21 protein-coding genes are annotated in these 18,480 nt (G+C 68.1%); 15 read left to right on the top strand and 6 right to left on the bottom strand.

What is annotated here, in order from left to right:
* Positions 1–70: 70 nt before the first annotated feature.
* Both truA and AAW00_RS01400 read left to right on the top strand, forming a co-directional pair.
* Positions 71–835: a tRNA pseudouridine(38-40) synthase TruA gene (truA, locus tag AAW00_RS01405; RefSeq protein ID WP_047002569.1), complete on the top strand. Its 765-nt coding sequence runs from the start codon at positions 71–73 to the stop codon at positions 833–835.
* On the top strand, positions 832–1,938 hold the full coding sequence (locus AAW00_RS01400; protein WP_047002568.1) for an alcohol dehydrogenase catalytic domain-containing protein: 1,107 nt from the start codon (positions 832–834) through the stop codon (positions 1,936–1,938). The genes truA and AAW00_RS01400 overlap by 4 nt, the downstream gene beginning before the upstream one ends.
* Before the next feature lie 12 nt (positions 1,939–1,950).
* On the opposite strand, the gene AAW00_RS01395 is transcribed toward AAW00_RS01400, so the two are convergent.
* From AAW00_RS01395 to AAW00_RS01375, 5 genes are all read right to left on the bottom strand, one after another.
* Positions 1,951–4,263, bottom strand: coding sequence for a transglycosylase domain-containing protein (locus AAW00_RS01395; RefSeq protein ID WP_082124873.1), 2,313 nt, complete (start codon positions 4,261–4,263; stop codon positions 1,951–1,953).
* A 177-nt stretch (positions 4,264–4,440) separates the two neighbouring features.
* On the bottom strand, positions 4,441–6,081 hold the full coding sequence (locus AAW00_RS01390) for a M28 family peptidase (RefSeq protein WP_047002567.1): 1,641 nt from the start codon (positions 6,079–6,081) through the stop codon (positions 4,441–4,443).
* A gap of 37 nt (positions 6,082–6,118) precedes the next feature.
* A complete protein-coding gene (locus tag AAW00_RS01385; protein ID WP_047002566.1) occupies positions 6,119–7,723 on the bottom strand; it encodes a M28 family peptidase in 1,605 nt (534 codons plus the stop codon).
* Positions 7,724–7,815: 92 nt separating this feature from the next.
* Positions 7,816–8,799 carry an AAA family ATPase gene (locus AAW00_RS01380; protein ID WP_047002565.1) on the bottom strand — a complete coding sequence of 328 codons (984 nt, stop codon included), beginning with the start codon at positions 8,797–8,799 and terminating at the stop codon, positions 7,816–7,818.
* 52 nt (positions 8,800–8,851) lie between these two features.
* Positions 8,852–9,523 (bottom strand): winged helix-turn-helix transcriptional regulator, encoded by a 672-nt coding sequence (locus AAW00_RS01375; protein WP_047002564.1) that lies wholly within the window; start codon positions 9,521–9,523, stop codon positions 8,852–8,854.
* Between the two features lie 65 nt (positions 9,524–9,588).
* Here AAW00_RS01375 and AAW00_RS01370 point away from each other — a divergent pair, with 65 nt between their 5' ends.
* Genes AAW00_RS01370 through AAW00_RS01330 form a run of 9 tightly spaced genes read left to right on the top strand, consistent with a single transcriptional unit; the run spans position 9,589 to position 15,361 of the window.
* Positions 9,589–10,044 carry a VOC family protein gene (locus AAW00_RS01370; protein WP_047002563.1) on the top strand — a complete coding sequence of 152 codons (456 nt, stop codon included), beginning with the start codon at positions 9,589–9,591 and terminating at the stop codon, positions 10,042–10,044.
* On the top strand, positions 10,041–10,706 hold the full coding sequence (locus AAW00_RS01365) for a glutathione S-transferase family protein (protein WP_047002562.1): 666 nt from the start codon (positions 10,041–10,043) through the stop codon (positions 10,704–10,706). Before AAW00_RS01370 ends, AAW00_RS01365 begins: the two co-directional genes overlap by 4 nt.
* 4 nt (positions 10,707–10,710) lie before the next feature.
* Positions 10,711–11,070: a DUF1428 domain-containing protein gene (locus tag AAW00_RS01360; protein WP_047002561.1), complete on the top strand. Its 360-nt coding sequence runs from the start codon at positions 10,711–10,713 to the stop codon at positions 11,068–11,070.
* Positions 11,070–11,891, top strand: coding sequence for a VOC family protein (locus AAW00_RS01355; RefSeq protein WP_047002560.1), 822 nt, complete (start codon positions 11,070–11,072; stop codon positions 11,889–11,891). Before AAW00_RS01360 ends, AAW00_RS01355 begins: the two co-directional genes overlap by 1 nt.
* A complete protein-coding gene (locus AAW00_RS01350; RefSeq protein WP_047002559.1) occupies positions 11,888–12,367 on the top strand; it encodes a VOC family protein in 480 nt (159 codons plus the stop codon). The genes AAW00_RS01355 and AAW00_RS01350 overlap by 4 nt, the downstream gene beginning before the upstream one ends.
* Before the next feature lie 2 nt (positions 12,368–12,369).
* The gene (locus tag AAW00_RS01345) at positions 12,370–13,095 is read left to right on the top strand and encodes a dihydrofolate reductase family protein (protein ID WP_047002558.1); all 726 of its coding nucleotides are present in this window, start codon (positions 12,370–12,372) and stop codon (positions 13,093–13,095) included.
* 10 nt (positions 13,096–13,105) lie between these two features.
* Positions 13,106–13,813: a DUF899 family protein gene (locus AAW00_RS01340; RefSeq protein ID WP_047002557.1), complete on the top strand. Its 708-nt coding sequence runs from the start codon at positions 13,106–13,108 to the stop codon at positions 13,811–13,813.
* A 19-nt stretch (positions 13,814–13,832) separates the two neighbouring features.
* Positions 13,833–14,450, top strand: a complete 618-nt coding sequence (locus AAW00_RS01335; protein ID WP_047002556.1) for a glutathione S-transferase family protein — start codon at positions 13,833–13,835, stop codon at positions 14,448–14,450.
* Positions 14,451–14,482: 32 nt separating this feature from the next.
* Positions 14,483–15,361: an oxygenase MpaB family protein gene (locus tag AAW00_RS01330; protein WP_047002555.1), complete on the top strand. Its 879-nt coding sequence runs from the start codon at positions 14,483–14,485 to the stop codon at positions 15,359–15,361.
* A 77-nt stretch (positions 15,362–15,438) separates the two neighbouring features.
* Here AAW00_RS01330 and AAW00_RS01325 read toward each other — a convergent pair whose 3' ends face one another.
* Positions 15,439–16,029, bottom strand: a complete 591-nt coding sequence (locus tag AAW00_RS01325) for a J domain-containing protein (RefSeq protein WP_047002554.1) — start codon at positions 16,027–16,029, stop codon at positions 15,439–15,441.
* Positions 16,030–16,072: 43 nt separating this feature from the next.
* Between AAW00_RS01325 and AAW00_RS01320 the strand changes: the two genes are divergently transcribed.
* Genes AAW00_RS01320 through AAW00_RS01305 form a run of 4 tightly spaced genes read left to right on the top strand, consistent with a single transcriptional unit; the run spans position 16,073 to position 18,479 of the window.
* Positions 16,073–16,366 (top strand): BolA family protein, encoded by a 294-nt coding sequence (locus AAW00_RS01320; protein WP_047002553.1) that lies wholly within the window; start codon positions 16,073–16,075, stop codon positions 16,364–16,366.
* The gene (locus AAW00_RS01315) at positions 16,363–17,070 is read left to right on the top strand and encodes a glutathione S-transferase (protein WP_047002552.1); all 708 of its coding nucleotides are present in this window, start codon (positions 16,363–16,365) and stop codon (positions 17,068–17,070) included. The genes AAW00_RS01320 and AAW00_RS01315 overlap by 4 nt, the downstream gene beginning before the upstream one ends.
* Positions 17,067–17,966 (top strand): pirin family protein, encoded by a 900-nt coding sequence (locus tag AAW00_RS01310; RefSeq protein ID WP_047002551.1) that lies wholly within the window; start codon positions 17,067–17,069, stop codon positions 17,964–17,966. Before AAW00_RS01315 ends, AAW00_RS01310 begins: the two co-directional genes overlap by 4 nt.
* A gap of 27 nt (positions 17,967–17,993) precedes the next feature.
* Positions 17,994–18,479, top strand: coding sequence for an FKBP-type peptidyl-prolyl cis-trans isomerase (locus AAW00_RS01305; RefSeq protein ID WP_047002550.1), 486 nt, complete (start codon positions 17,994–17,996; stop codon positions 18,477–18,479).
* Position 18,480: the final 1 nt, after the last annotated feature.

The raw sequence follows: 18,480 nt of genomic DNA, 5'->3' as shown, positions 1-18,480 counted from the left end.
ACATGTGCAACGGCCGGAGATGGATTGCCGCGTCGCCTTCGGCTCCTCGCAATGACGAAGGTGCGGGAGAGTGACCCGCTTCGCCCTCACCATCGAATTCGACGGCGGCCCCTTCTTCGGCCTGCAACGGCAGGACAATGGCCCGAGCGTGCAGCAGGCCATCGAGGAAGCGGCCCGTGCCGTCACCGGGGAGAATGCCGTGCTGCACAGCGCCGGGCGGACGGACTCGGGCGTCCACGCGCTCGCCATGCGCAGCCACCTCGACATCGCCAAGCCGTTCGAGCCCTTCCGGCTGATGGAGGCGCTGAACGCGAAGCTGCGCCCCGCCCCCGTCGCCGTCATCGCCTGCGAGGAAAAACCGGAAGACTGGCACGCCCGCTTCTCCTGCACGGGCCGCGCCTACGAGTACCGCATCCGCAACCGCCGCGCGCCGCTGACGCTGGAGAAGGGCCGCGCCTGGCACATCGCCCGCCCGCTGGATGCCGACGCCATGCACCGCGCCGCGCAGGCGCTGGTCGGCCACCACGACTTCACCACCTTTCGCAGCGTGCATTGCCAGTCGGCGAGCCCGGTAAAGACGCTGGATGCCCTGACCGTCTCGCGCGAAGGCGATGCGGTGATCGTCCGGGCCGCGGCGCGCAGCTTCCTGCATCACCAGGTGCGCTCGATGGTGGGCTGCCTCGCGCTTGTGGGTCAGGGGCAGTGGCGCGAGGAACAGGTCGCTCACGCCCTCGCCGCGCGCGACCGGGCCGCCCTGGGCCTCAATGCGCCGCCCGAGGGTTTGTATTTCGTCGCCGCGCGCTATGAGGACGACAAACAGGAGAGAACCGCATGACCCATACCGGCCGCCAGCTCACGTCCACCCTCACCGCCGACGGCACGCAGGTGCTCGAGGTGCGCGAGCGAGACTTTCCCGCCCCCACCGGCAACCAGGTGCTCGTGCGGATGGAGGCGGCGCCGATCAACCCGTCCGACCTCGCGCTGATGACGGCGGCGGCCGATCTCACCACCGCGCAGTTCGAGCCGGGCAAAGTCACCATGCAGGTCCACCCCGCGTTCGCCGCCGGTCAGGCCGCGCGCCACGGCAAGGGGCAGAAGCTGGGCAACGAGGGCGCAGGCACCGTCGTCGCGGCGGGCGAAGGGGACATGGCGCAGGCGCTGATGGGTCAGCGCGTCGCCTGCGTTCCGGGTGCGGCCTATGCCGACTATGCCTATGCCGACGCCGCCATGTGCCTGCCGCTGGGCGACCATTCGGCGGAGGACGGCGCGGGCAGCTTCGTCAACCCGATGACCGCGCTGGGCTTCGTCGAGACGGCGAAGCGCGAAGGGCATGATGCCATCGTCCACGCCGCCGCCGCCAGCAACCTCGGCCAGATGCTCAACCGCATCTGCCAGGAGGACGGCATGGGCCTCGTCAACCTCGTGCGGCGCGAGGAGCAGGTGCGGCTGCTGAAGGACCAGGGCGCGGCGCACGTCGTCGACAGCTCGGCCGAGGGATATGAGGCGGCACTGGCCGAGGCGATCGGCGCGACCGGCGCTTTCCTCGGCTTCGACCCCATCGGCGGCGGGCGCACCACCGACACGATCCTGCGCGCCATGGAGCGCGTGGCCGCCGCGCGCATGACCGAGTTCAGCCGCTACGGCTCCGATCAGCCGAAGAAGATGTACATCTACGGCCGGCTCGACCCTTCGCCCACTACGCTGACGCCGACCTACGGCTTCGGCTGGACGGTCTCGGGCTGGCTGCTCACGCCCTTCCTCGCCAATGCCGGCCTGCCGACGGTGATGGGGATGCGGAAGCGCGTGCTCGATGGCCTGAAGACCACCTTTGCCAGCAGCTACAAGACCCGCGTCGGGCTGGAGGAGATGCTGACGCAGGAGGCCATGACCGGCTATGCGCAGATGGCGACGGGCGAGAAATACCTCGTCACGCCGTAAACACGGGCGCGGCTACTGCTGCCCCTCGACGATCTCGGCCTGTTGGTCGAGATACTCCTCGTAGCGCGCCCGTTCCTCCAGCAGGCGTTCGCGCGCCGCCTCGCGTTCCTGCCGGGCGCGTTCGATGGCGCGGGCCCGGGCAGCTTCCTGGTCCACATCCACTCGCAGGCCATTCTCGCCGCCGACGCCCACCTCGACCTCGACACCGTCGATCGTTTCGACCAGCACGGCCTCGCCGTTGCGGATGACGATGCGGCGACCGTCGCCCAATGGAATGTCCTCCACCGCCGGCACGTCGAGCGGCTCCACCGGGCCGCGCGGATCGGGAGAGGGCGTGGGCTGCGGGGCGGCCCGTGCACCCAGCGCGCCGCGCATGAAGTCCGCCCAGATGCGCGCGGGCAGGCCGCCGCCGGTTATGCCGCGCAAGGGGGAGTTGTCGTCGTTGCCGATCCACACCCCCACCACCAGCCGGTCCGGCCCCTCGCCCGCGTAGCCGACGAACAGCGCGTCACGGTTGTCCTGCGTGGTGCCGGTCTTGCCGTAGTTGGCGATGGAAAGCGTCGCGGCGCGCCCAGTGCCGGTGTTGATGGCCTCGCGCAGCAGCAGTTCCATCTCGCCCAGATCGCGCGAGCCGAGACGGGATTGCCCGTCAGTCAGCCATTCGAGCCAGCCCGGCTCCGCCACCGGAAAGGCGCGCGGCTCGACAGGAAAGGCGTTGGCGGCAATGCCGGCATAGGCGCTGGTCAGCTCCAGCAGCGTCATGGACGAGGTGCCCAGCGCCATGCTCGGATCGCCCTCGGGCAAGGGTGATGTCACGCCGAGGTCGCGCGCGGTCTCGATCACCGCCGCGCTGCCCACCTGCTGCAACAGCCGCACGGCGGCGACGTTGGAGGACTGGGCGAAAGCCTCGCGCAGGGTCAGGCTGTCGGAATAGCGACCGTTGTGATTGCTCGGGCGGTAGCTGCCGGAAGTGAACTCGCGGTTGGAGATGCGATCGTCCGGGCTCCAGCCGTTCCTGAGGGCGGCGAGGTAGACGAACAGCTTGAAGGTGGAGCCCGGCTGGCGACGGGCCTGCGTGGCGCGGTTGAAGGCGCTTTGCCCGTAATCCTTGCCGCCGATCATGGCGACGACCTCGCCGTTGGGCCGCATCGCCACCAGCGCCACCTGCGCGGATCCGAGCGGCGCGCGCTCGACCGCGCGGCGCGCGAGGTTCTGCAGGCGGGAATCGAGCGTCGTGGTGATGGTCTGGCGGGAATAGCCGACCTCGCTCAGCTTGCGCGCCTCGGGCAGCGCCCAGTCGGCGAAATAGGTGCCCGTCGGCAGCGCGTCGCGCTCGCGCACGTCGGTCGCGGGCACACGCATCGCATCGGCCTCCGCCTGGGTGATGTAGCCCGCCGCGACCATGGCGTTCTTGACCAGGCCATAGCGGCGCGCGGCGAGCTCCGGGTTCTGCGTCGGCGCGAGGCGACTGGGCGCCTGCAGCAGGCCCGCCAGCATCGCCGCCTGCTCCGGCCGCAGGTTTTCGGGCTTGCGGTAGAAGTAGTGCATGCTGGCGGCGCGCAGGCCGTACATGTTGTCGCCGAAATAGGCGTTGGATAGGTAGCGCTCGAGGATCTCGTCCTTGGTCAGCCAGGCCTCCAGCCACAGCGCGATCAGCGCCTCGCGCGCCTTGCGGGTCAGCGTCTGTTCGGGCGTGAGAAAGGTGAACTTGGCGAGCTGCTGGGTGATGGTCGAGCCGCCGCCCACGCCCCTGAAGGCCGCGCGCGCCAGCCCGCGCGGATCGATGCCCCAGTGGCTGTAGAAACGCCGGTCCTCTATGGCGAGAAAGGGCTCGATCACGTGCGGGGGCAGGTCGGCCACGCGGACCGGCTCGTCCACCACGGCGCCGTTGCGCGCGATCGGCGTGCCGTCCGCGGCCAGAAGCGTGATCTGCGGCGGCACGATGGGTTGCAGCGACTTGTTGAGCGGCGCGGTCACCGCCAGCCAGGCGACGAGCAGGATGAAGACGAGCAGGCAGGCGGCGATCCACCGGCTGGCCCACCACAGGCGGCTGCGATTGCGGGCGCGTTGCGGCACGAAGCGGCGCCATCCGCGCCGGTAGCGGTCGACCGGCTCCCAGCCGCCCGGCTGGACCACGCCCGGCGCTTGGCGATGGCTCGTGTAATGGCGGTCACCGGCAAAGGCGAAATCGTCGTCGTCGGGATCGGCAAGCGGATCCCACGGCGCATTTTCCAGCGCCAGGTCGCGCTCGGCCCAGCGCTCCGCCCAGCGTTCCGCCGGGTCACCGCGATCGTCGCGCCGCGCCGAAGTGGAAAAGGGCCACATAACCTTCACCCTGCTGTGTTAGCGCAGCAATACAGTGATTGCGAGTGAAATTGGACCATCGACCTCGTCGCCCTGTCCTCGATTGCGAACCCGCCGCGCCATGCCCGGCCCTGCCTGAATATCAGGTGATAGAGCCCCGTGCCAGAACCGGCAGGGCCGGCACTGGCGGCCGCGAAGTCAGGGTGCGTCCGCGATCGGGCCACCGAACAGCGGTCCGAACACGTCGCCCGCATTCCACGCCGGTCGCGCATCCATGTCCGCCACCCCGCGCGTCACGTCGTAGGCAACGTCGGCGAAGCGCTGGAGCTGGTCGAAATCGACGCCCGATACCTCGTCCGAAGGTTGGTGATAGTTCGCGGAAAGAAAGGCCTGTTGCGCCACGTCGCCGCCGTTGCCGAAGCCGACGTCGAGATAGACCGCGGGAACGCCGCGCTGGACGTAGGAATACTGGTCGGAGCGGAAAAAGAACCCCTCGTCCGGGTTGGGATCGGGCACCAGCTTCAGCCCGTGCCCGGCCGCCGCCGCGGCCACGGTGCCGTAGATGTTCGACCGGTCCGCCCCGAAGGCCACCAGGTCGCTGAACGGCCAGGTGAGGATGGGCATGTCGACGTTGACGTTGACCGCGACCGTCCCGCCTTCGAGGTCCGGATGGGCGGCGTGGTAGGAACTGCCGAGCAGGCCCAGTTCCTCCGCCCCCAGCGCCACGAACAGCATCGGGCGGCGCGGCGGATTGGCGGCCATCAGCCGCGCCGTCTCCAGCAACATGGCGACGCCCACGGCATTGTCCATCGCGCCGTTAAAAAGCAGGTCGCCCTCGCGCCCGTTGCCGGCCCGAACGCCGACATGGTCGAGGTGCGCGGTCATCACCACGTACTGGTCGGCGAGCGCGGGATCGGTGCCGGGCAACATCCCCACCACGTTGCCGGTGTCGAGCCGGTGCTCTACCTCGACCGCGTAATCCACGCGCGCCTTCAGCCCGGTATCGAAGGCGGGCAGCGCACTCGTGCCGGCGAATTGCGCGGCGGCAAGCGCGTCCAGATCGAGCGGCTGGCCTTCGAGCAGGCGGCGCGAGAGTTGGGGCGAAGCGACCAGCTGGAACTGCATGCCCGCGCCCGGATCGTAGGGCGTGCCGTCGGGTGCCAGCCAGGTCGTCCCGCTCGACCCGGCGAGGAAATTGCGCGCCTGCATCCACCCGAAGCGCTCGCTGAGCGCGGGGGTCCATAGCATGATCGAACCTACCGCTCCACGCGCGGCGAAGCGGTCGCCGCCAGTCTGCAGCAGGTGCGCGGCAAGCAGCGGGTCGCTCGCCTCGAGGTCGCTCGGTACCCACAGCGCGATCTTGCCGGTCAGGTCGACGCCGTCGAGGTCGTCGTATCCGAGCGCCGGCAGGTCGAGCCCATAGCCGACGAAGACGATCTCCGCCTCGGCCCGCCCCTCGCCCGCGCCCGCCAGCCCGCCGCCGACGAAATCCAGGCCGTAATCGAGCTTCTCGCCCCGCCCGCCGTCGGCACCGACAATCGCCATGCGCGTGTCGCGCGCGGGGCCGTAGCGCACGAGCGAGAAATCCTGCACCCAGTCGCGGTCCGTGTCGTCACGGTCGCCGCCCTGCTGCAGCCCGATATCGGCCATGCGCCGCGACACGTAGTCGACCGCCCGCTGGTAGCCAGGAGTCCCCGCCGCGCGCCCTTCCATCGCATCGTCCGCCAGTACGCGCACGTCATGCTCCAGCGTAGCGCGGTCGGTTTCCCCGGCGGCCGAGACCGCGGGCGATACGAGAACGGCGATGGCGAGCGTCGCCGCGACAAGGCGTTGTTTCATGGCGACGAATGTAAACCCGCCGCGCGTGAACGCCAGCCTAATTCGGTGTGCGCGCGGCGTAAGTTTCGCCGAAGAAATCGCCCGGGTTCCACGCGGGCCGCTCCGCCATGGTCGCCACGTTGCGGGCGATGAGGTAGTTGACCCCGGCGAACTTGCCGATCGCGGGGAAGCTGACGAGACCGACCTGGTCGCTCGCCTGGTGATAGTGCGCTTCGAAGACCGCCATCTGCGCCTCCATGCCGCCATCGGCGAAACCGGGAGAGACGGCCACGGCGGGCACCCCTTCCCTCACGTAGCTGAACTGGTCGGATCGGGCGAAAAAACCCTGCTCCGGCGTGGGGTCCGGGCTGAGGGTGAGACCGTATTCCCGCGCGGCCGCGTCGATGGCCGCGTTCAGCGTCGAATGCTCGGCCCCGCGCGCGACGACGTCGGTGAAATCGTAGGTGGCGATGGGCATGTCGAGGTTGACGTTGGCCACGATCGCATCGCGCGGGACGGTGGGATGGGTCGCATTGTAGCTCGACCCGATCAGCCCCTTCTCCTCGGCGGTGACGGCGATCACCAGCACCGAACGGCGCGGCGGATCGGCGGCGAGCAGGCGCGCAACCTCCAGCAGCGATGCGACGCCCACGGCATTGTCGAGCGCGCCGTTGTAGATCTCGTCGTCGCCCTCCTCCTCGGTTGGGATGATGCCGACGTGGTCGAGGTGCGCGGTGAGCACCACGTATTCGCCTGCCAGCGCGGGGTCGCTGCCGCGAATCATGCCGACGACGTTGGGCGAATCGATCCGCTCGTAGGTGCTGGCGACCTCGACCGTGGCCGTGCGGCCGAGCGCGAAGCTGGGCATCCTGCCCTCGGGCGTGGCCTCGGCGGCGGCGATATCGTCGAAATCGAAGTCCTGCCCGGCGAACAGGCGACGCGCGGCATCCTCCGAGAGCATCCCGCCGACGCGGAAGTTGGGGCTCTGCGTGCGGCCCGTGCCGTCCGCCTCGACCCAGGTCATGACGCGCTCCGCCGCGTAACCTCGGGTGGCCATCTCCCACGGATACCTCGCCGTCATTTCCGGCGTGGCCAGCATGAGCATGCCCACCGCCCCGCGATCGGAAACGCGCTTGCCGGCGGTGTAGTTGAGGTAGGCCGCTTCCTCGGGATTTATGCCGTCGGGCAGGCCGCCCACGCGCACCGCAATGGCGCCGTTGAGGTCCACGCCCTCGAAATCGTTGCGCCCCGGCATATCCAGCCCGTAACCCACGAACACCAGCGGCGCGGTGAAATTGGCGGTCTGATAGCGAGGTCCGCCGCTCGAGACGTAGTCCTGCGCAAAGATCAGCGGGTCCATCCCCTCGATGGCGAGCGAATTGCCGGTCTCGGCCAACCGGTAGCTCAGCAGCGGCACCCTTTGGAAATAGGTGCCGTCATCGCCTGCGGGCTCCAGCCCCATGGCAGCCATGCGCCCGGCAACATAGCCCGCCGCGCGCTCGTGCCCGCGCGTGCCGGCCTCGCGGCCCTCCATGTCGTCGGCGGAGAGGATGGTGACGTCGCGCTCCAGCATGGCGGTATCGACGTCCACCTGCGCGGCGGCAGGTGCAGCGAGGGCGAGCGGCAGAGAAGTGGAGAGCAGCAGGCAAGCAAAGCGAATCATGACACAATTCCCCCTACAAGTGGTGTGGGGGAATTAAGGCCGCCCGCAGCCGCCTAATTGCAAAAATGCGACGCGCCCGCAGGCCCGCGCAATCAGGCCTTGGAAACGACGCTTTCGGGGAGGTCTACGCCGAACACGCGCTGGTAGTATTCGGCCACCAGCGTGCGCTCCGCCTCGTCGCACTTGTTGAGGAAGCTGAGGCGGAAAGCGAAGCCCGGGTCGCCGAAGATCTCGGTGTTCTGCGCCCAGGTGATGACCGTGCGCGGGCTCATCACGGTGGAGATGTCGCCGTTCATGAAGCCCTGGCGCGAAAGGTCGGCGACGCGGATCATGTCGGCCACCAGCTTGGCATCGAGAGTGGTCTTGGCGCCGACGATCTCGCGCTCGGTCTCTGCGGGGAGGTAGTTGAGGCCGACGACGATGTTCCAGCGGTCCATCTGCCCCTGGTTGATCGCCTGCGTGCCGTGGTAGAGCCCGCTCGTATCGCCCAGGCCCACGGTGTTGGCCGTGGCGAACAGGCGGAAGTGCGGATTCGGGCGGATCACGCGGTTCTGGTCGAGCAGGGTCAGCTTGCCCGCCTGCTCCAGCACGCGCTGGATCACGAACATCACGTCCGGCCGCCCGGCGTCGTACTCGTCGAACACCAGCGCCACCGGGTGCTGCAGCGCCCAGGGCAGCAGGCCTTCGCGGAACTCGGTCACCTGCAACCCGTCGCGCAACACGATGGCATCGCGCCCAATCAGGTCGATGCGGCTGATGTGCGCGTCGAGGTTGATGCGAACCGTAGGCCAGTTGAGGCGCGCGGCGACCTGCTCGATATGGGTCGACTTGCCGGTGCCGTGATAGCCCTGCACCATCACGCGCCGATCGTGCTCGAAGCCGGCGAGGATCGCGAGCGTCGTATCCGGGTCGAATACGTAGTTGGGGTCGGTATCGGGCACGCGTTCGTCGCCGTGCTCGAAGCCGCGCACGACAAGATCGGTGTCGATCCCGAACACCTCGCGCACGCTGACCTCCCTGGTCGGCTCGGCAAGGGCGAAATCTTCGTAGGCTATTCTGTTTTCGAACTGGTCCATCGCGGGCGGTGCCTAGACGCGGCCTCCCCGCGCTGCAACACGGGATAAGGCCTCAGGCCATCTTTTCGGGCAACCATACACAGGCGACGAAGCGCGCCATCAGCGCCGCATCGCCCTCCACCTCCACCGGCAATTCACCGAGCGGAACGTCGCCGTAGACGTGGGCGGCGATGGGCATGGCGGCGGGCGCGCGCATCACAGCCTGCGCCCCATCGGCAGGCCCGCGCACGATCGCGAGCGCACCGCCCTTCACGCCCGCGCGAAAGCTCTGCCCGGCGACGACGAAGGCGAGATCGGCGTCGAGGCCTGCGGCGGCTTCACGGTCGATCATCGTGCGAAACGACATCATCAGCGAGGCGGGCGAGAGCGGCAGCGTCGGATCGTGGCGAGAGGAGAGCGCAGCCCAGCGGCCGAGCTCCATTATCGCCGCGTCCGCCGCCCGGCCCCACTTGGTCAGCTCGTAAACCTGCACCGCGGCGGGTGGCGCCAGCTTGCGACGGGCGACAATGCCCGCGCCCTCCAGCCCGGCAAGCCGCTCGGTCAACACCTTGGCCGAAATGGCGGGCAGTCCGGCGCGAAGGTCGGAAAACCTGAGCGGCCCGAACATAAGCTCCCTGACGATCAGCAGCGACCAGCGCTCGCCCACCAATTCCATGGCGAAGGCCGTGCCGCAGGCGTCGTCATACCACTTGCCGTGCGCGCTGGTTTCTTCTCGTAACTTCATGGTTGCTTTTTGTAACCTCTACCCGCATGATTTGCAAGTACCGAGTCGGCGACAGGAGAGATGCGATGGCAAAGATGATTTTCGTGAACCTGCCGGTGGCCGACCTCAAACGCTCGATGGCGTTCTACGAGGCGCTGGGCTTCACCAACAATCCGCAGTTCACCAACGATCAGGCCGCGGCGATGATGTGGTCGGACGAAATCTACGTCATGCTGCTGACGCATGATTTCTGGAAAACTTTCACCGCGAAGGAGATTCCGGATGCCAAGAAGAGCGCGCAGCTGATGCTGGCGATTAGCTTGGACAGCCGGGAGGAGGTCGACCGCATCACCGAGCTTGCCGGGCAGCACGGCGGCGTGGCGGACTGCAATCCGCTGCAGGACCACGGCTTCATGTACGGCCGCGACTTCGAGGACCCGGACGGCCACATCTGGGAGCCGAACTGGATGGATTTGAGCCAGGTGCCCGAAGACCTCGCCCAGCAGGACCAGCAGCGCCAGCAACAAGGTGCAACGCCATGAGCGAGCGCCCCCTCATCAGCGCCTTCGGCTGGGTGCCGGACTTCGCCAAGGGCCGCGTGCGCGACTTGCGGGTGCGCTGGGCCTTCGAGGAACTGGGCCTCGCCTACGACACGAAGCTACTCGATGCGTCCACACCGCGAGGGGAAGACTACGTCAGCTGGCAGCCGTTCGACCAGGTCCCGGCCTACCGGGACGACGAGGTCGAGCTGTTCGAGAGCGGCGCGATCCTTCTCTATCTCGCGGAGAAGCACGGCAAGCTGCTGCCCGCCGATCCGCAGGGCCGCTGGACCGCTATCGCCTGGTGCTTCGCCGCGCTGAACAGCGTGGAGCCGCAGATCTTCCGCCCTACCATGATGCGTGTGTTCCATGCCGGAGAGGACTGGTCGCAGGCCGCCAGCGAGGCGAGCAAGCCGCTTGCCCGCAAGCGCTATCAGCGTCTCGCCGACGCTCTGGGCGGCAAGGACTGGCTGGCGGGCGAATTCTCCATCGCCGACATCCTGATTACCACGGCTTTCAAGACCGAGGACGAGGGCCTGATCGACGAATTCCCCGCTCTCGTCGACTACCGTGACCGCGCCTATGCCCGCCCCGCCTACCAGCGCGCGCTGGACGCCCAGTGCGCCGATTTCGCCCCAACTCCCGACCAGATCAGAGGAGAGTAAAGCCATGTACGTACAGGGATTTCTCATCGCCGTTCCCGAGGACAAGAAGGACGCCTACGTCGCCATGGCCCGGTCCGCGGCGGACAAGTTCGCCGAATACGGCGTCACCGAGATCGTCGAGACCTGGGAAGAGGACGTGACCGACGGCAAGCACACCGACTTCCGCATGGCGACCAAGGCCGAGCCGGGCGAGAAGATCGTCTTCTCCTGGATGGTCTGGCCCGACAAGGCGACCTGCGACGCGGCGCACGCCAAGATGATGGAAGATCCGTTCTGGGAGCAGCTCGGCGACATGCCGTTCGACGGCAAGCGCATGATCTGGGGCGGCTTCGCGCCGGTCTTCACCATGGGAAGGAACGACTGATGGCCGACGAAACCGATCGCGGTGCCTTCATCTGGTACGAGCTGATGACCCCCGATCCGGGCGGCGCGAAGGCGTTCTACGACGCGGTGGTGGGCTGGGACGTCCAGTCCGACGGACAGGCCATGCCGAACGGTAGCGAATACCGCATGATCGGCCGCTCCGACGGCGGCAACGCGGGCGGCGTGCTGACGCTCACCGAGGCCATGCAGGCGGGCGGCGCGCGGCCCGGCTGGATCGGCTACATCTGTCATCCCGATGTCGATGGCGCGGCCAAGACCGTCACCGATGCGGGCGGCACGGTCCACATGCCGCCGATGGATATGCCCGGCGTGGGGCGCATGGCCATGGTCGCGGACCCCTGGGGCGCGACCTTCTACGTGATGGACCCGGTGCCGCCCGAAGGCGATTCGAATGCCAAGAGCGACGTCCACGATCCCGATAGAGCGCAGCACATGCGCTGGCACGATGTCTGGACCGGCGAGGACAGCGATGCAGCCGCAGCCCTCTACGCCGACCTGTTCGGCTGGCGCACGGAAGGCGGGATGCCGATGGGCGACGGGCGCGAATACCGCTTCCTCACCCGCAGCGATCGCGCATTCGGCGGCATGGCTCCCGCCCTGACCGACGGCCCCGGTCCGCGCATGGCATTCTATATCGGGGTCGACGACATCGACCGCGCCGTGGCGGCGGTGAAGGACGGTGGCGGCGAGCTGTTCGGCGAGCCCCAGTCCGTCCCCGGCGGCGACTATTCCGTCCACATCCGCGATCCGCAGGGGGCCAGCGTCGGCCTCGTCGGCCCGCGCGAGGAGCAGCCGGCATGACAAACGAGATGATCACCGTCCTGTGGTTCGACGGCACGGCGGAGGAAGCCGCCGACTTCTACGCCGCCACATTTCCGGACAGCCGCAAGGGCCGCGTCATGGGGGCACCCACGGACTTTCCCGGCGGCAAGGCGGGCGATGCGCTGACGGTCGACTTCACCGTGCTCGGACGGCCTTTTCAAGGCCTCAACGGCGGGCCGGATTTCAAGCCCAACGAGAGCGTCAGCTTCATGGTCGTTACCGAGGACCAGGCCGAGACCGACCGCTACTGGAACGCCATCGTCGAGGGCGGCGGGCAGGAAAGCGCCTGCGGCTGGTGCAAGGACAAGTGGGGCTTCAACTGGCAGATCACCCCGCGCACCCTGCTCGAAGCGCTGGAAGCCGGCGGCGACGAGGCCGCGCGCGCATTCCAGGCGATGATGCCGATGCGAAAGATCGACGTCGCAACGATCGACGCGGCGCGGAAAGGAAGCTGACGATGGCGCGCAGGATCAGGGGTTCCCTGTTTACCTCGCTCGACGGCGTCATGCAGGCCCCCGGCGGGCCGAGCGAGGACCCGACCGGCGGCTTCGAGCACGGCGGCTGGCTGCCGCAATTCTTCGACGAGGGCGTGGGCGAGGCCATCGACCGTTTCTTCGGCACCGACTACGCGCTGCTGCTGGGCCGACGCGCATACGATATCTTTGCCGCCTACTGGCCCTACGTCGGCGGCGAGGCGACTGGCATCGGCGAGGTCTTCGACAAGACCGGCAAGGACGAGGGCGAGGTTGCCGCCATCGAGATGGGCGAGGCCTTCACCCGCGCCGACAAGTTCGTGATGACGCGCGGCCAGCCCGACCTTTCGTGGTCGAACAGCCACCGCGTCGACAGCATGGATGCCCTGCGCGCGATCAAGGAGGGCGACGGGCCGGACCTGCTGATCCAGGGCAGCAGCACGCTCTATCCGCAGCTCCTCGCCGAGGGGCTGCTGGACGAGGTGACCGTGATGACCTTCCCGGTCGTACTCGGCCAGGGCAAGCGAGCGTTCGGCGATGGCACCCCGGCGCGCGGGCTTAAGGTCGTCGATCACAAGGTTACGCCGACTGGCATCGTCATCGCCACCTACGCTCCCGCCGGTCTCGTCGAGCAGGGCTGGGCCGGCCCACAGAGCAATAGCGCGCGGGAACGCGCCCGCGTGGAAGCCATTGCAAACGGTAGCTGGTAAGGGAAACTCGATGGCCGAATCCGCACTGAAGCCCGCCACCGAACTCGCCGAACTGCGCTCGCGCAAGCTGCCCGGCGAGAGCGAGGCCTACACGCAGGCGCGCAAGGCGCTGCTGGCCGAGGAGATCGAAGTGCGCCGTCATCTCACCCGCCTCGCCGAGCAGCGACAGGCACTGCCTGAGGGGCCAGTGGTGGAGAAGGACTACCACTTCAAGGATGCCAACGGCGAGGAAGTGGGTCTCGCCGACCTGTTCGGCGATCACGATACCCTCGTCACCTATTTCTGGATGTACGGCCCCGACCGCGAACGGCCCTGTCCGATGTGCACGAACTTTCTCGGCGGCGCGAACGGCAATGCCGCCGACATGAAGCAGCGTGCCGCCTTCAAGGTGCTCGGCCGCAGCACGGTGGAGCGGCAGAAGGCCTTTGCCGAGGAACGCGGCTGGAAGGATCTCGACTTCGTGCAGACCGTCGGCGACGACTACGCGCTCGACCACGGCGGGCTCGATCCGGAAACGGGCTGGGAATACCCGGCTTTCACGGTCTTCCGAAAGGACGGCGACAAGGTCCGCTATTTCTACGCCGCCGAGATGCCCGCCGAGGCCGCTGACCCCGGGCAGGACCCGCGCGGCCCTGTCGACATCGCGCCTCTGTGGAATATCCTCGACATGACGCCCGAGGGGCGCGGGACAGACTGGTATCCCAAGCTCGAATACTGACCTGCCGGAGAGCCGAGCCATGAGCGACTACACCCTGTTCTTCGATCCGATGAGCCGCGCGGTCATCGCCCAGTGGGCCTTTGCCGAGGTCGGCGTCGAGCCCGAACTGGTTCAGGTCGACTGGGAAGCCAAGCCCGGCGCGCTGTACGACGCCAACAGCATGGGCAAGGTCCCCACGATCATCCACCATCACAGGGGCCACGACCACGTGGTGACCGAGGCGGCGGCGATCTGCCATTATCTCGCCGAGTTCGAAGCACCTGCGCTGCTGCCCAGCCCGGAGGAGCGGGCGAACTACTTCCGCTGGCTGTTCTTCACCGCCGGGCCGCTGGAGGCGGCGATCACCAACACCAGCATGGGCTGGACGCCGCAGGACGCGCGGCAGGAGGCGACCGTCGGCTTTGGCACGCTCGAACGCGCGGCAGATGCGCTCGATAAGCACCTGCAACGCCACGACTACGTCTGCGGCGACCGGTTCACCATGGCGGACGTTTACGTCGGCAGCCAGGTTGGCTGGGGTCTCTTCTTCGGGACGCTGCCCAAGCGCGACAGCTTCAAGGCCTATGCCGAGCGGATGGAAGGTCGCGAAGCCTATCAGAAAACCATGGGAGCCTTGGGCGGCCAAGAGGACGCATAGCTTTCGCGCGCCACCTGCGGCACAAGGCCCCGATGGCCGCACCGCCCTTCCCCGACCCGCTCGAACTGCTGCGCGCGCGCTTGGTCAAGACCGTGCGCGCCACCTTCAACGATGCCTCGAAGGGCGAGGCGCCGGTCGTCATCTCGGACGAAGCTCTTTTCGCCCGCGACACGCCCATCCGCATGGTCCACGCCGATATCGTCGGGATGCTGGTCGGCGGAATGGCCTCGCTCCTGTTGCAGATGCTGCACCCCCACGCGCTGCAAGGCGTGCTCGACTTCAGCGATTTTCGCGCCGACATGCACGGCCGCCTGCGCGCCACGGCCAAGTTCATCGCGGTCACCACCTACGGCCACCGCGACGAGGCGGAGGCGGCCATCGCCAAGGTCAACGCCATCCACGCACGCGTGCATGGTACGCTGCCGGACGGCACGCCCTACTCCGCGCTCGATCCGCGCACGCTGGCCTGGGTGCACGTGGCCGAGGCGACGATGTTTCTCGAGGCCTATCTCGTCCACGTCCGGCCCGACATGCCGCTGGCCGAGCAGGACGAGTATTTCCGCCAGTTCGCCGTCATAGCGCGAAAGCTGGGCTGCGACCCGGTTCCCGAAAGCAAGGCGGAGGCGCAGGCCGTGTTCCGCGAACTGCGCGCCGATCTGCGAGCGACGCCGGAGGCGCGCGAGGTCGCCGCGCTGGTCGTCTCGGGCAAGGTCGAGGGCGCGATGACCGGGGTGCAGCCGTTTCTCGCCGATGCCGCCATCGCACTCGTCCCGCCCTTCGCGCGCACGATGCTGGGGCTGGAGGCGCCGGGACTGAGGATGGTGCCGAGCCGGGTGGTGACGCGGGCGATGGGCAGTACGCTGAGGTGGGCGTTCCGGCAGAACCGAAATAAGGAAAACCGCTCACCCTGAGCTTGTCGAAGGGTCGTCCTTTGTTCCAGCCTGGAAGAAAATCAGTCCTTCGACAAGCTCAGGACGAGCGGTGTGTTTTAGGCCAGCGCCTCTGCCCGCCGCAGCAGCTGATAGGCCTCCACCACGCGCTGCAGTTTCGCCTCGTGGCTGCGATCGCCGCCGTTGCGGTCGGGGTGGTAGCGCCGCACCAGGTCGGAATAGCGACGGCGCACCCCGGCACGGTCGGCATCGGGACCGAGGCCCATCAGCGTCAGCGCCTCGCGCTCCATCGGCGTGAACCGGGCAAAAGCCTCCTGCTTCACCCCCGCCGCGCGGCGGCGCATGGCGTGGGCACGCTCGCCGATGGCGTCGAGCGGATCGGCGAAGTCCGCCCAGCGCGGCATTCCGTCGACGCCCGCGGTGGGATTGAAGGCCGGGCTGTCCGTCCGCCAGCCCGCGCCCGGAGCCTGTGCGGCATAGATCTCGTCCGCGCTCATGCCTTCGAACCAGTCGTAGCCGGCGTTGAATTCGCGCACGTGTTCCAGACACATCCAGCGATACTCGCCCGGCCCGTCGAAGCTGCTGCGCCGGCCGCCGGGCGCACGGAATTCGCCCGGTTCCTCGCAGGCGGGATGCTCGCACGCGCGGCCCTCGCTCTCGTACCGGCCATGGAACTTCGACTGACGCATCCCCATTAGGATGGGGAACGATCATCGATTAGGAAACCCCCGCATGTCAGGCCCCCTCGCCACCGAAATCGAAACCCTGCTGCGCGAGGCGCTCTCGCCATCGCGGCTGGAGGTCATCAACGACAGCGCCCATCACCACGGCCACGCGGGCGACGACGGCAGCGGCGAATCGCACTTCACCGTGGTGGTCGAGACGCCGCAGTTTGCGGGCAAGAACCGCCTCGCCCGCCAGCGCATGGTGCTGGGCGCGCTGGGCGACATTCCGGGGGATCGGGTCCATGCGCTCGCGATGAAATGCACGGCGCCCGGTGAGTCGAACGGGGGAAAAGCCGCATGAGCATCGAACTCTGGTACTGGCCCGAGATCCCCGGTCGCGGCGAATTCGTGCGCCTGTTCTGCGAGGGCTTCGGCATCGATTACGAGGACATGGCGCGCGAGCGCGGGACCGAGGCGCTGGTCGAGCATATGCATTCGCTCGAAGGCATCCGCCCCTTCGCCCCGCCCTACATCGTCGACGAAGACGTTGTGATCGGCCAGACCGCGCACATCCTCGCCTACCTTTCCGACAAGGAGGGGCTGGGTTCGGGCGAGCCCGAGATCGACCTGCAATTGATCCAGCTCCAGCTCGACATCAGCGACTTCGTGGAGGAGGTCCACTCCGTTCACCATCCCATCGCATCGGAGCTCTACTACGCCGACCAGATGGAGGCCGCGTGGGAGCGCGCTCAGCATTTCCGGGAGCAACGCATCCCCAAGTACCTCATCCACTTCGACAACGCGCTGGCCGCGCACGGCGGGCCCTTCAGCCTCGGCCAGCAACCGACCCACGTCGACACCAGCCTGTTCCAGATCATGGAGGGGCTCGACTACATGTTCCCCAACTACATGAAGGGGATGCAGGGCACCTGGGCCAACCTGGAGGGGCTTCAGGGCGCGGTGCCGGAGATCGAGGGGCTGGTCGATTACCTCGCCAGCGAGCGGCGGCTGGAGTTCAACGAGAACGGCATCTTCCGCTATTACGAGGAGCTCGACGAGCAATGAGCATTATGCAGACTGTCACCCCCGTCAGCCACGACCTCGACCAGTTCACCGTGCGCCGCGCGGTGCCGCAGGCGTCCTGCCGCATGGTCGGGCCCTTCGTCTTCGTCGACCAGTTCGGCCCGGCGGAGCTGGACGTGGGCGCGGGCATGGACGTGCGCCCGCACCCGCACATCAACCTCGCCACCGTCACCTGGCTGCTCGGCGGCGAGCATGCGGGCGCGATCGAGCACCGCGACAGCCTCGGCACCTTCAGCACGATCCGGCCCGGCACGGTCAACCTGATGACCGCCGGGCGCGGCATCGTCCATTCGGAGCGCAGCCCTGCCGACGAGCGCGACAAGGGCGCGCGGCTCTACGGCATGCAGACCTGGCTGGCGCTGCCCGACGGACGCGAGGAGATCGACCCTGCCTTCGAGGCCGTCAGCGACCTCCCGCGCATCGAGGGCGACGGCGCCAGCGCCACGGTCATCATGGGCGAGCTATGGGGCAGCCGCGCCGCCACCACCTGCCACGCCGCGACCATCTACGCCGAGATCGCGCTCGACGCGGGCGGCGCGATCCCCATCGACGCCGAGGCCGACGAGCGCGCCGTCATGCTGGTCGGCGGCGAGGCGAGCCTGGATGGCGAGGCGCTGGACCTCTACACTCTCAACGCGCTGAAGCCCGGCAAGGCGATGATACTGTCGAGCCGCGAAGGCGCACGCGCCATGCTGCTGGGCGGCGAGGCATTCTCGACCAAGCGCCACGTCTGGTGGAACTTCGTTTCGTCCGACCGCGAGCGGATCGAGCAAGCCAAGGCCGACTGGCGCGAGGGACGCTTTCCCGTCGTTCCGGGCGACAGTGAGGAGTTCATTCCGATACCCGATGGCCAGCCCAAGACGGTGAGCTATCCCTGAGCGAAATCCCGCGCTATTCCCCGCGCCATGAAGCACCCCATCGCCATAGCCGCCCTTGCCCTTGCCACCCCCGCGCTCGCGCAGAGCGCCCAGCCCGAGGAACCCCGAACCATCTCCTGGCATAACGAACAGCAGGCCGCCCTGCACTCCCGCACCGAGGCCGACGGCTGGTCGACGCTCGAAGGCGGGGTGAAATTCCGCCGCACCGCGGGCGACGGCACCGGCCCCGCGCCCACCGTCGCGGACGAGATCACCATCCACTACACCGGCAGCTTCATCGACGGCGAGGTGTTTGACAGCTCGGTGGAGCGCGGCGAGCCAGCCACCTTCCCGCTCGGCCGGCTGGTGCGCGGCTGGCAGGTCGCCATCCCCTACATGGGCGTGGGCGACACGGCGGAAATCGCCATTCCCGCCGAATATGCCTACGGCCTCGAGGGCCGGGGACCGATCCCCGGCGGCGCGACGCTGCTGTTCACCATCGAGCTGCTCGCGATCCCCTCGAAGGGTGTCTGAG

This window comes from Aurantiacibacter luteus (genome assembly GCF_001010945.1).
GTDB classification, from domain to species: domain Bacteria; phylum Pseudomonadota; class Alphaproteobacteria; order Sphingomonadales; family Sphingomonadaceae; genus Alteraurantiacibacter; species Alteraurantiacibacter luteus.
Note: the sequence above shows the minus strand (reverse complement) of the source record. Positions and strands in the feature narration are given on the sequence as shown.